Origin of the sequence: Pseudomonas sp. St316, from assembly GCF_018325905.1 — a bacterium.
Lineage (GTDB): Bacteria > Pseudomonadota > Gammaproteobacteria > Pseudomonadales > Pseudomonadaceae > Aquipseudomonas.
The window spans coordinates 5,771,178-5,783,501 of the sequence record NZ_AP021901.1 but is presented as its reverse complement, the minus strand read 5'-3'; the positions used below and the strand labels follow the sequence as shown (position 1 = coordinate 5,783,501).

General features: G+C 55.4%; 8 protein-coding genes. 1 reads left to right on the top strand and 7 read right to left on the bottom strand.

The window, feature by feature from the left end; genetic code table 11:
- Position 1: 1 nt before the first annotated feature.
- The 3 genes from KI237_RS25895 to hsdR all read right to left on the bottom strand — a co-directional run bounded on the left by KI237_RS25895 (position 2) and on the right by hsdR (position 5,637).
- Positions 2 to 1,717, bottom strand: coding sequence for a restriction endonuclease subunit S (locus KI237_RS25895; protein ID WP_212797613.1), 1,716 nt, complete (start codon positions 1,715 to 1,717; stop codon positions 2 to 4).
- Entirely contained in the window at positions 1,714 to 3,183 is a 1,470-nt protein-coding gene (locus KI237_RS25890) for a type I restriction-modification system subunit M (RefSeq protein WP_212797612.1), read from the bottom strand. Before KI237_RS25890 ends, KI237_RS25895 begins: the two co-directional genes overlap by 4 nt.
- A gap of 87 nt (positions 3,184 to 3,270) precedes the next feature.
- The gene (gene hsdR / locus KI237_RS25885) at positions 3,271 to 5,637 is read right to left on the bottom strand and encodes an EcoAI/FtnUII family type I restriction enzme subunit R (protein ID WP_212797611.1); all 2,367 of its coding nucleotides are present in this window, start codon (positions 5,635 to 5,637) and stop codon (positions 3,271 to 3,273) included.
- Between the two features lie 457 nt (positions 5,638 to 6,094).
- Here hsdR and KI237_RS25880 point away from each other — a divergent pair, with 457 nt between their 5' ends.
- A complete protein-coding gene (locus KI237_RS25880; protein ID WP_212797610.1) occupies positions 6,095 to 7,855 on the top strand; it encodes a hypothetical protein in 1,761 nt (586 codons plus the stop codon).
- 33 nt (positions 7,856 to 7,888) lie between these two features.
- Here the strand turns inward: KI237_RS25880 and KI237_RS25875 are convergent, their stop codons facing one another.
- The 4 genes from KI237_RS25875 to KI237_RS25860 are packed head-to-tail and all read right to left on the bottom strand — an operon-like array spanning position 7,889 to position 10,856.
- Positions 7,889 to 8,158, bottom strand: a complete 270-nt coding sequence (locus KI237_RS25875; protein ID WP_212797609.1) for a hypothetical protein — start codon at positions 8,156 to 8,158, stop codon at positions 7,889 to 7,891.
- The gene (locus KI237_RS25870; RefSeq protein WP_212800696.1) at positions 8,155 to 9,135 is read right to left on the bottom strand and encodes an integrase domain-containing protein; all 981 of its coding nucleotides are present in this window, start codon (positions 9,133 to 9,135) and stop codon (positions 8,155 to 8,157) included. The genes KI237_RS25875 and KI237_RS25870 overlap by 4 nt, the downstream gene beginning before the upstream one ends.
- Positions 9,113 to 9,472 carry a hypothetical protein gene (locus KI237_RS25865; protein ID WP_212797608.1) on the bottom strand — a complete coding sequence of 120 codons (360 nt, stop codon included), beginning with the start codon at positions 9,470 to 9,472 and terminating at the stop codon, positions 9,113 to 9,115. The genes KI237_RS25870 and KI237_RS25865 overlap by 23 nt, the downstream gene beginning before the upstream one ends.
- Positions 9,456 to 10,856 carry a YfjI family protein gene (locus KI237_RS25860; protein ID WP_212797607.1) on the bottom strand — a complete coding sequence of 467 codons (1,401 nt, stop codon included), beginning with the start codon at positions 10,854 to 10,856 and terminating at the stop codon, positions 9,456 to 9,458. The genes KI237_RS25865 and KI237_RS25860 overlap by 17 nt, the downstream gene beginning before the upstream one ends.
- Positions 10,857 to 12,324: the final 1,468 nt, after the last annotated feature.

Sequence of the window (12,324 nt, the reverse complement as noted above, 5' to 3'; positions counted from 1 at the left end):
CCTACTGGCTATCTTCGGTAAGGGCTCGTTCGACGAGGGTGCTGGCCAATTGTTCGTTGAGCTGCCGCGCCTGGGTTAGCCGGGCTTTGAGTTGGTCGCAGAGGATCATCAGTTGATCTAGTTTGGCGACGATGCGGTGTTGTTCAATAACTGGCGGTAGAGGAAGAACAGTCTCTTTAATTTTTCCCAGGTTCAGATTCGGCTGCGCGCCCCCAGCCGCGAGCAAACGAATATCGTCATAGCTCTTAACGAAGAAATACTTCACAAACTTCCGGTGCGACTCGTTTTGATCAAGGAGTTGAATTGCGGCACATGCTTGATTCGTACAAGCATCTATCAATAACTCAGAAATCTGTCCTCGTGTTTTTCCTTGACCGTACATGGCTACGATCAGCGTATGCGGTGGGTAAACGGTTAGGTTTGTCTCCGTTAGCGCAAGAGGCGCAACCTTCTGTTCTGACTCATGGATATAGTCTTGTGATGTCTCGCCGCTCGTCACCCAGTTAATCGTTGCCGGCGCAAAATATTTTGGATTTGTTCTGAGTGGGGTTGCGCCTGTTCCGACTTGCGCAATTTCCTCTAAGCGTACCCACTCCCACTTTTCTGGCAACTCAAATGATTTTTCAGCCTCAGTAATCTGTGCTGGCGGCCTCTGTTTCTTGAGCTTGCCTTCCTCTACCAGCCGCGCCTTGTCTTCTGAGATCCGCCTCAGCAACTTATTGGCCGGCTCATCGCTAGGCTCTTGTGGAACCAGTTTTCCCATCACTGCCAGTTGCAGCAGGGTTTGTTTGAGTTTGTCGATGCTGGATTCGGTGGTGAACAGGGTGTGGAAGTGTTCGGCCAGGCGATCCCAGTTGGTGGCGAGTTCGGTGGCGTCGCTGGTTTGGGTCAGACTGTCGAGCAGTGCCTGCACCAGTTGGGCGTGGGCGCTTTCGGCGCCGGCTTGCTGGGTTTCCAGTCGGTCGCACAGGGCCATCAGTTCATCGACTTTGGCGACGATGCGGTGTTGTTCGGCGAGGGGCGGTAGCGGAACTAAGCAATTCGCCACATCTTTTAAATACAAAGCAGACACAGCTGTAGCCGACGAAGCCCCCAGCATCCATAGTTGAGCAAGCGTCGTCTGAAGATACCGAAGCATGTACCTGTAGAAAGTGTTCACTGATGGTTTTACTAGGATGACACTTCCCATTAAGCAAAAAACCTGATCAGTCTCCACTGCGGCGCATCGCCCAATAGTGCCGCGACTACAGATTAGAATGTCGCCTCGAGCAGGATTGCAGCGCTCACGGTACTTGAGTCCATTTTCAACAGTCACGAACTGGGTGCTCTCAAAAAGCACACCGGAGTCAGTGACGTCCTTTGCCGTCAAAAGAGGCATCCCAGAGGGTGCTTTAGGAGGTGATAGATGCTCACCATCGGTCAGTTTGATTACCCCTTTAGCTAAACGGAACCACTGCCAGCCTCTAGGTAGCTCAAAAGGCTTTTCATCCTCCGCAATCTCTGCCAGCGGCTTTTGCTTCTTGATCTTGCCCTCAGCCACCAACCGCGCCTTTTCTTCGGCTATTCGCTTGAGCAACTCACTGGCCGGCTCATCACTGGGATCTTGCGGCACCAACTTGCCGCGCACCGCCAGTTCCAGAATCAGCTCGCGCAGCTTCTTGGTTCCATTGGGCGCACCGGCCAACAGCTGCAAACTCTCGGTGAGCAACGCCGTCATACCTGGCGCTCCAGGGCTTCGGCCAGCACTACCTTAAGTTGGTCGCGCAGGTTGCTGATTTCGCCTTGCAGGCTGGCGTAACTGCGCAGCAGTTCATCCGGGTCGTGGCATATCTGCTCGCCGATGTGCGGGTTTTTGCAGTCGAGGTTCCAGTTGCGTGCTTGCAGCTCTTCAACGCTGACCTTCCAGGCAAATTCGTTTTCCACCCGTGCAGCAAAGCCATCGGCCTCGTTGCCCCACCAGGCTTCTTCCACAACGAACTCTTCGATGCGCATGGGGCGGGTTTTCGAGTAGTTCTTAACGCCGGCCGGGTACTGGTGTTCGTAGAACCACACCTGTTTGGTTGGAGTGCCTTTGGTGAAGAACAGCAGATTGGTCTTGATGCCGGTATAGGGATTGAACACGCCGTTGGGCAGGCGAACGATGGTGTGCAGGTTGCACTCGGTGAGCAGCTTTTCCTTGATGCGGCTTTTGATGCCTTCGCCAAACAGAAAGCCATCGGGCAGCACCACAGCGGCGCGGCCACCGTCTTTGAGCAGCTGCATGATCAGCACTAAAAACAGGTCTGCGGTCTCACGAGTGCGAAAGGCCGCAGGGAAGTTGGTTTCGATGCCGTCTTCTTCCATGCCACCGAACGGCGGATTGGCGACGATGCAGTGCACGCGCTCGCTTGGCCCCCAACTGATCAGCGGTTTGCTCAGGGTATTGTCGTGGCGAATCTGGTTGGGCACCTCGATGCCGTGCAGGATCATGTTCGTGGTGGCCAGCAGGTGCGGCAGCGGCTTTTTCTCCACGCCGAAAATGCTGGCCTGCAGGGTGCGTTCGTCTTCGGCGGTTTTTACATAGCGGCTGCGTTTGTGTTCGATGGCACAGGTGAGGAAGCCGCCGGTGCCGCAGGCCGGGTCCATGACCTTTTCGTCTAACTTCGGATCGACCATACGCACCATAAACTCGGTGACTGGGCGCGGGGTGTAGAACTCGCCAGCATTACCCGCGTTCTGTAGGTCTCGCAGCAGTTGCTCATAGAGGTTGCCGAACTCGTGGCGCTCCTGGGCCTTGTTGAAATCCACGCCTTCCTGAATCTTGTTGATCACCTGGCGCAGCAGCTGGCCGGATTTCATGTAGTTATAGGCGTCTTCAAACACACTGCGCACCACGAAGGCTGACGGCGTGTTGCTGTACTCGTGCAGGTTCTGCAACTGGGGAAACAGGTTGTTGTCGATAAAGTCTTTCAGCGCCTCGCCGGTCATACCTTCCGGGTCGGCGGCCCAGGTACGCCAGCGGCAACTGTCGGGAATGGGCGAGCGGTAGTTGTCGTCCATCAGCTCCCATTCCAGCTCGCGGTCATCGAAGATTTTCAGGAACAGCAGCCAAACTAACTGGCCAATGCGCTGGGCGTCGCCGTCTACGCCAACGTCTTTGCGCATAATGTCCTGGATGGACTTGATGGTGGAGCTAATGGACATGAAGTTCTCTCAACGCGTACCGCAAGGGGGCGAAATTCTACCGGATAGTGTGGATGGCTGCTTTGGCATGTCGTCGGTGCTTAGCCCTTAGCTTGCGTAAAGTTCGTCTTCCAGTTCGTGGATAGCCTTGTTGTAGCCAGCCTTGCCGCCAAAGGCTTTGACCAGCTCGATGGGGGCACCGAACTGGCTAAAAGGGTCGAGCTGGAGGATTTTGATGTCCTCAATGTGCTCGATGCCGGTATCGGCGTATTTATCCAACAACGCCTCCAGGACCTGGCGGGCGGCACCGGAATACTTGGCGAAATAGTTGCGCTTTTTCACCTGCTCGGCTCGCTCGCGGCGCGACAGGGCTGGCTGATCGAAGGCTACATGGCAGATCAGATCGAACGGATCGAGCGGCTTGCCCTGTTTCTTTTCCACTTCTTCGGCCAAGGCTTCCCACATCACACCCTGGGCGGCCATCTCCTCGATGATGACTTTCTTTTGCTCGGCATCACTCCAGCGGCGGAGGAAGTCATCCAGCGAGGTGAACTGCTTTTTTACACAGGTTCGGGTGTAGTCGTGGAGCGATTCGGTAATGAGTCGTCCATCCGGACCGTAGTACTGCACGCGCTCGGCGACGACGTAAATCGGGACGTTGTCGATGACATACTTGATGCGTTTTTTGCCCTCATCTTCGCCGGTGAAATCCAGGTCATCGCCCTCGTTATCGTTGCCTGCGCTTATGCCATCTTCATCGGCAAGCGGGTCATCCGGCGGTACGGGGGAGTCATCGCCTTCTGGGGCGTAGATCACTACTGGGTCGCCGTCGAAGGCCGGGTCGGCAAACAGCTCGGTGGCCTTTTTGAAGTCCATGATGGTGAACCAGTACTTGCCGTAGTCCTCGTTGATGCGAGTGCCGCGACCGATGATTTGCTTGAACTCGGTCATCGATTTGATGTGCTGGTCGAGCACGATCAACTTGCAGGTCTGAGCATCGACGCCGGTGGTCATCAGCTTGCTGGTGGTGGCAATCACCGGGTAGCGCTCTTCCGGGTTGATGAAGTTATCCAGCTCGGCCTTGCCTTCCTGGTCATCGCCGGTGATACGCATAACGTATTTGCGATTCTCGGCCATACGCTCGGGGTTGAGGTTGACCAGTGCCTGGCGCATGCGCTCGGCGTGGTTGATGTCGTCGCAGAAGATGATGGTTTTCTGAAACGGATCGGTGGCCTTGAGGAGTTCGGTGACCTTCTGCGCCACCAGTTGGGTGCGCGCCTCGATCACCAGGGTGCGATCCATATCCTTGAGGTTGTAGATGCGGTCTTCGATCAGCTCGCCATTCTTATCGAGCATGCCTTTGGGTGGCCGCCAGCCTTGCAGGTCTTTATCGAAGTCGATACGCACCACTTTGTAGGGGGCGAGAAAGCCGTCTTCGATGCCTTGCTTCAAGGTATAGCTGTAAATCGGTTCACCGAAGTAAGTGATGCTGGATACTTCTTTGGTTTCCTTTGGTGTAGCAGTAAGGCCGACATGGGTGGCGCTGGAGAAGTAGTCGAGGATTTCACGCCAGGCTGAATCCTCGGCGGCGCTGCCACGGTGGCATTCGTCGATCACGATCAGGTCGAAGAAGTCGCGGGAGAACTGCTTGTAGATGTTCATCTCTTCATCAGTGCCGGTGACGGCCTGATAGAGCGACAGGTAGATTTCGTAGGAGGTATCGATCTGGCGTTTGGCGATTTTGGTCATCGCCTGGCCGAAGGGCTTGAAGTCATTGTTTTTAGTCTGGTCGACCAAGATGTTGCGGTCGGCCAGAAACAGGATGCGTTTCTTCTGTTTCGATTTCCACAGCCGCCAGATGATTTGGAAGGCGGTGTAGGTCTTGCCGGTGCCCGTGGCCATCACCAGCAGGATACGGTCTTGGCCGCGCGCCACAGCCTCGACGGTGCGGTTGATGGCATTCATCTGGTAATAGCGCGGCATGCGTCCGGAGCCGTCGTCGTAGTAGGGCGCTTCGATCTTGTGCTGGACTGTATTATCCAGCCCCTTCCACTGGCAGTAACGCTGCCAAAGTTCGGCAGGGCTGGGGAATTGATCAAGGGTGAGTTCGGTTTCTACCTGGCTGCCTGTGCCACTGCGGTCGTGAAACAGGAAACCATCGCCATTGCTGGAGAACACGAACGGTACGTCTAGCGCCTCTGCATAGCCCAGGGCTTGCTGCATGCCCGATCCAACGGAGTGCTTGTTGTCCTTTGCCTCGATCACAGCGATAGGCAGGTTGGCCTGGTGGTAGAGGATGAAGTCTGCGCGGCGTGCTTCGCCACGGCTGTGAAGTTTTCCCCGGACGATAATGCGGCCTTTGGTAAAGCTGACTTCCTCGCGCACCTGCTTGTGCATGTCCCATCCAGCTTGCTGAACGGCTGGCGCGATGTACTTGCTGCAGATATCCCGCTCGGAAAGCGACTTTTTGTCCATAACCCCAATTCCCTTTCAAACCGGCCTGGTCGCTCCATTCCGGCACTGCTGATCGTGCTCGATGGGTGTAAATGTACCTTGTTTAATAGTGGCACGGGGGAAGATCGGATTTTGGTGATGGAGTTGTAGGCAAGATAAGCCGAGGCCATAGCAGGACTAGTGTTTCACGTCGTCCCTGCAGTGCGTTTATCTTGGATCGTGCCCTAGGGCAGGGTGAAGGTGGCTAGGAAGCAACGCCGTTAGGCAATCGGCAAAGAAGCCTAAAAATTTGGGGCTCTGTACTTTCCTGCCGGCCGCGACAGGTATCCAGAGGGATGGTCGATTCTAAAAATTTAGTGGTGTTTTTTGGCGGCGGACTCAACCTTTCGACGTGAAGCCGAGAGTTGTATGCCGTAGACCCCAAGTCATAAGTGGCATTATGCTACCCATTATCAGAATTTCCACGGAAGGGTGCTTGATGTCGCAAGATCTCCTGCTTACACAGAATGCCCAATTCTACCGCCCTACGGCCCCTTTTACTAAGGCTACGCTCACGGTAGTCCTCGAAGCTGCCAGCTCCAATATGACTATTGGTAGCGCGCTTATCGCGGACATTCTGGACCAGGATGATGCGCTTCCAGACGGCAGTAAGTTCTCCTATAGCCTCCGCGTCTTCAAGACCGACCGTGATGTACATTTTTGGCAGCAGCCACTCAAAGATACGATCTATGCGTTTATTTTGATCATTGCCATAGATGACTGTATCGCTATATTCAAAAAGTCTTGTGCCAGCATAACGGAAAGCATGGACAAGCATGCGATGCTAATTCGGAGTAGTGAGCTGACCTCTGCTTTTAGCGACGTCGATGCGCAGTATCAAAAGATGGCGACCCGCAACATGACTGTGTCCGATCGAGCAATGCGTGGCCGGGCCTTTGAAGCTTCAGATCTGAAAGGGCTTATGTCTGTACACGCTGCGGGGAGATCAATACCCTACTTCTTTAAGCTTAAATTGAAGGGGCGTACTAAAACTATTTCCGCGCAAAGCGGTCGCGTGGTCGAGGCATCGGAACGGAAATCGGTACATCACGCCGTGGAATGGGCTAAGGCACAACTGCACGACATCCATAATCCTTCTACTGAAAAAGACTTTCTCAATAATTTCGCAAAATTTATCGAGCTTGATTTAGTCTGGAAATCGAGTGCGCCAAACGCAATTCTGCTGGAATATTCGTTTTTTGTTGAAAACGTAATAGATCAAGGTATTCCTGTTTTTTACACAACCAAACATGGTCGTGTTATTGAGATGACATCTAAGCAGATCAAGTCCTTGATTGCGGAAATGGAACAGGTTTACGAAATTGGTCCGGGGCCCGATTACGAACTCCTAGGTAGTTTTAGGGCGGCCACACTCAAAAAGAATCTTCACTCGATTGCCGTCAATAGCCGGGCACTCCGAAATATTCATTTTGAGCAGAACGGCAAACGGATCACACTCCAGGCGTACATCAAGAAGCAGAGTTTGGCAACTATCACATTCTCCGATCCAAGGTACATGTACTTTATGGGGCAGTGCTTTGAGGATGGTGCGGGGATCAACGAAATCCCTTCAATGCTTCGGACTTTAAAAGTCCTACCTACGCTAGCCTCAGCGACCTCTGAGAAAGGTGAAATCACAAAGAAGATAACCAAGTTTGATTCCACCTCGGTATTTGATCTCGTTGAGATAGCTCATGGTGCTGACGACTACGTTTTCTGCGATGATCTAGGCAATGAGTGGGCGGATCACATCACTTTTAACCAAACTGATTTTTCCGTGTCTTTCATACACTCCAAACATGGGAAGCCTAGCAAGTCGGCCAGTAATCTCCATGATGTCGTGGGCCAGGCCATAAAAAACATCGGTAATATGGACGTTGACCCGAAGCTGTTTCTAAAAAAGTACAAGGAAAAGCTTCAAAAGAAATATAGTGGTGGTCTTTTGAATCGCACGAGAAAAAGTATTCCTGGCAAGTTTGAAGACTATCTTTACAAGATCAGGCAGGACTATCGATTCAATCGAAGGTGTATCATCTGCTGTTCGTTCATATCCAAGAAAATTATTGAGAGGGAGTTCAAGAAAATCCAGAAAGGAAAGAGTGTGGCAGGTAACATAACCCAGCTCTACTGGATCTTATCGTCGTTCGTGCATGCCGCTAAAGAAGCGGGTATACATCCCATCGTTTATTGCCAAGAATAATTTGATAAAAATCACCTAAATTCGAGCGGTAGATCAGTATTTTCTATCATTCCCTAATCGCTTCCAGATCAATAGAGCGGTGAGTTGATAGTAATACCGGGTAGCGTCGGAATGGTCTTTCAGGTGCTGAGTGAGAAACCAGCGCAAATGCTTGAGCTGCCAGGTCCAGGGATTGTCTCGCTGCCATCGTTGTTGAATGGCCGCTTGCATGGCTCGGGCTTGCCGTAGGTGTCGTTGCTGGGTGGCCTGCGAGCCATTCAGTACACCGCTCAGGAACAGCGCCATATCGAAGGGCTTGGTCACGCTCGACCTCCAATGTAGGCCGAAACTACATCGATCCGGTTATGCCCGAGTTCAAGGCTGATCTGTTTCCGCGCCTGTTGATCAAGGTCACGGTCAAGGCGATAGCAGTGGCCACCATTGACCGGTGCGGCGTGGCCCGTGAGTTGCTCGTAACGCTCGCAGGCGTAGGCCGCGCGCAGTTCATGAAAACCCTTCAGCCTGTGTTCATGTAGCGTTTCACGGGCGGGGAGCACGGTCTGTTGCAGGAACGCGGCGTAGCTTTCGTCGCGGGCCAGCAAGTTGCGGCTATGGGGTGGCGACACATGGCGAGCCAACTGCAGCGCCGCCTTCACCGCGTCATTGGCCACAACCCATCGCGGCGCTGATGCCCCTGAACGGCCGCCTTTGGTGCCGTCCTGGATATTGATGCGGCCAAAGTGCTCGGCTTCGCGGTGCAAGCGTGACAGGTCAGCCAGAATCGCTTCGCGCAGGCGCATACCGGTTGCTCGGGCCAACAGGACAATCGCGGCCACCCGCTCGTGTTGCTGTTCGCCAAGCACCTCAAGCACTCGCCGGACCTGTTGACGATCTTGGCCATCCGGCACGCGGGTGCGTACGCTCGAGCGATGGTGGCCTAACGCCTGGCTCGGACTGGCGATCCTCACGTCCTGATCACCACGCAGCGCAGCGAGGGTACGGTTGACGCTGCTTAGGCGGTTCTGCGCGGTCGCGATGCAGAGTTCACCTTGCTGGATCTGCTGGCGCAGATACGCAGCGTAGTCTTGCAGTGTCCGTCGATCGATCTGACGCGCATCGTTGTAACCGGGGCCGTCCTCTGATCGACACCAACGCACGAACGCTTGCCAGCGATCACTATGCGCTTTGACCGTGGCGAAGTGGCCACCGGCAAACAAATCCTTGAGCGCTTGTGGGCCGGCGTAGCTCAGCTGGCGGCCATAGCCAAAGTTGCGACCCTCACGCCGACCGACCAGGGCCATCGTCATCACCGTTTTCGTTGGTTTGCAGAAAGAGCAGCAAGGCTTTCCAGTGAGGGCTGAGCCTGTCCACCTGCTGCCAGTGTGTCGGGCGGATCAGGAGGGCGTTCTCGTGGTGTTGCAGCAGTGCCCCTTCCTCACGCAGTTGCTCAATCAGCAGGGCGAGGTTGGTAGGCTCCAAGGGTGGTGTGGCGACACCGGCGACAGTGGCGACAATCCGGGTCGTTTCTGGCCTGGAGCGTGGCGACAGGGTGGCGACAGAGGCGGCGACACGCCGCGATTCTAGTTGCGATCGATGTTGCGCCTGGTAGCGGCGCACCGCGTCATTGAGGCGAAACATGGCGGACCTCGAAAGTTTTTCCGTCGCGGCTGCTCAGCCAGCGATGAGTGATCAGCACGACCAATAAAGAGGCGGTATGGTCAGCGCTCTTGCGGGCAAAACGAGGGCCGTTGCGATTGACGTCGCGAATGGTGAAGTGAGTCCAGCCTTTCTGCACCAGCCAGCGCAGCAGGCGATCTGCCTCTTCGCATCGGCTATTGACCGGCTCCTGTTCGGTCAGGCGTTGGATCTCGGCCAGGTAGTAATCCATCAACGTGGAGGCGCGCTGAATGTGTGCTTCGTCCAACGCACTGGCCTCTTCAACCATGGCCAGCACACCCGCGATACGCAGTACATTCGCCGCGGCTTTGCCCGCGACAGGCTGGATGCCGGCCAGCTCGCCGAACTCGCCAGACTGACATTCGATGGTGTCGTGAATATCAATCCAGGCACGACGGGCACGGGCAGTCAGCTCCAGTGTGGCGGGATTGAGTGAACCATCCTGGTGAATCGACCAAGGCTGTTGCAGCAGGGTGGTGATCCGTTGTTGGTAGCGCTGGACTTTGGCATCCCGGCTCAGGTCAATCGCCTTGTAGAGCCGCTGGCCGACCAGGCGCTCGGGCCAACTGATCAGGCAACGGCCGAGGATGCCTTGGCCATTGATCACCGGGTCTTTGAACAGCTGGTTGGCCAGGTAGGGTTGCAGCATCAGGTGCAGGCTGAGGCGGCGGTCATAGGCTCGCAGGCTTTCTCCGGCCATGGAGCGCGCCCGATCAATCGGGCTGCCATCCCACAGTGTCGACAAGGTGGTGATCGCCTTAAGCAGGTTCTCTTTGCTCATGGTGCTGCTGCCCAAGAACTGGCCACCTTCATCATTGAACAAGCCCATGCTGGGTAGACCATGGCACAGGCTTTTGACCAGAGCCTCAATGGTGGGTTCTGCAATGATCAGTCTTGGCGGTACCGGCTCGGATAGCTCACCGTCTTTCGCCTCCGCGTGTTTCTTTGAGGTTTTGGGTTTGGCCATGATGTTGGTAGCGGCGCGATAGGCTTTGAGCTTTTCCGCATACAGGGTCCACTGCTGTCGTTCCCAGTCACGCGCGGCCTTCAGTGCCAGATGGTCCACCGCGCTTTTGCGATCACCCGAGGACGCCACCGTCAGTAGGTAGAGGGACAGCGGATAGGTTCGGCCGTCGAGTTGGACATTGGCATGACCCTGGCTCACCAGAGCAGCGCTGGCCAGCACCGATTGCGCGGCCATGGCGCAGGGCACGCCGATCACCTCGGCCAGTCGTTCGACCGCAGGGCCCAACAATTCCCCCAGTGCTTCGACCGGGTAGGACAGTGGCGCCTGCTGATATTCCAGCAACGGTTGTGGTGGCTCGAACGCTTCGCACAGTTGCATCGCAATTCTCCTGAGATTATCGACTTCGTCCTCACTCATCCCGCCACGGTTGTTGAGTGTTATCAGGGATCAAGGCCCCTGCGACCTGTGAGGTTTGTCCACTAACGCGGGACTGACGGCTCCTTACGGCCGGGAGCTTGGGCATCTCATGATCTGGCCTCCTGAACACCGATAGCGGTGGGCGGGTGGAGGCTGCACTGGCTGACGAGACCGGTTCCGCGAGATCCTGAGTCGGGTGAAGGCAGCAAGGTGATGACTGGGGCATGCCTGACTGTCAGTCAGGTGCAGTCCATTGCGTGGGCTGCGGCATCATCATCGGCATCGCTGTGGCGAGTGAGCGTTCGGAGTTTGTCACGCCGATTGTCACGAGGGGGAAAGCCGCAAAGGCCCGTGCGATCAGGGCTACAGCAGTTTGATATGCGCCCGTCTCTTTAGGCGGCAAAGAGACGGGCAACAGGTTGGCGCAAGAAATGGCCAAGCGGATAAGTTGCTGCAGGGCAGCCAGGAGAAGGCCTGAATTGCCGCAGTGGGCAAAGTTGAAAAGTAGGCATCCATCACATCGCTGTGACCGTGCGAGCCGCCGGACACTAATCGCACTTGGGGTGAACCACCACGATGTGGCGTAGCCTCAAAGGTTCTAGCTACCTGGGTGCTGTCGAGGACAGCGCTTGTACAGTTCTGGTTTAGCGCTCGTTCTGATCGCGGTCAACAGTATTTTTGGGGCGACTCTGCGCCAATCGGTAGCGCTGGAAGATCTTGGAAATCGGTGGCATTCCATGGCCGGGTGGTCGCTCGTCGGTTTTTAATGTGAGCCCATGCGGGCGGGAATGCGGAGCCTTCCCGCCCGCATGGGCTTGGCCGAACAAGGCCCAAGAGCGAAGCTTGCAACGGCGACAGTCGCCACTTCTGTCGCCATGCTGCAGGCAACGGATTACGCGGGTTGTCGCCGGTGTCGCCGCTGTTGCCAACAGAACTGCCTTAGCATCTGGGGCGTCATTTGCGGCTGGTTTTGCATGCCGGGGCGCCGGATCAGGCTGGCAACTCTTTGCTGGGCGGAACGGTCATCAGGCTGTCTGGAGGTGAGAGCGTCAAGATGACCCATTGGGGCAAGGCAGCCGACACCATCAGTGGCCAGGTGGGATGCCCGCGTAATGCATTTTCTGTGAGGTCATAAGCTGGTCATTGAAATGCCCAGCCGAATGATGGCACTGTCTGGCCTCACCAACGAAAGGATTCCAACTGTGTACCGCAAAGTTTCCCTGATTTTGTGCCTTAGCTGCCTGCCTGCCTGCTCTCTCTCAAGCGGCTGATTACGATATAAAAAAATACTGTGGAAAAGTTTCGGATGCAGTGGGCGGTAGTGCTCAGATTGAGCTCGGCTGTCGAGAGCAAGAAGCAGATGCCCGGGCTGAGATCCCGGCCAAGAACGCTTCGCCAAAGATACTGGCTTACTGTGATCGAGTAGCGA

What these genes read in the sequence shown, in the direction of transcription:
- KI237_RS25870 (WP_212800696.1), bottom strand. Translation starts at nt 9,135, where the DNA reads ATGGCCCTGGTCGGTCGGCGTGAGGGTCGCAACTTTGGCTATGGCCGC.
- KI237_RS25865 (WP_212797608.1), bottom strand. Translation starts at nt 9,472, where the DNA reads ATGTTTCGCCTCAATGACGCGGTGCGCCGCTACCAGGCGCAACATCGA.
- KI237_RS25890 (WP_212797612.1), bottom strand. Translation starts at nt 3,183, where the DNA reads ATGTCCATTAGCTCCACCATCAAGTCCATCCAGGACATTATGCGCAAA.
- KI237_RS25860 (WP_212797607.1), bottom strand. Translation starts at nt 10,856, where the DNA reads ATGCAACTGTGCGAAGCGTTCGAGCCACCACAACCGTTGCTGGAATAT.
- hsdR (WP_212797611.1), bottom strand. Translation starts at nt 5,637, where the DNA reads ATGGACAAAAAGTCGCTTTCCGAGCGGGATATCTGCAGCAAGTACATC.
- KI237_RS25880 (WP_212797610.1), top strand. Translation starts at nt 6,095, where the DNA reads ATGTCGCAAGATCTCCTGCTTACACAGAATGCCCAATTCTACCGCCCT.
- KI237_RS25895 (WP_212797613.1), bottom strand. Translation starts at nt 1,717, where the DNA reads ATGACGGCGTTGCTCACCGAGAGTTTGCAGCTGTTGGCCGGTGCGCCC.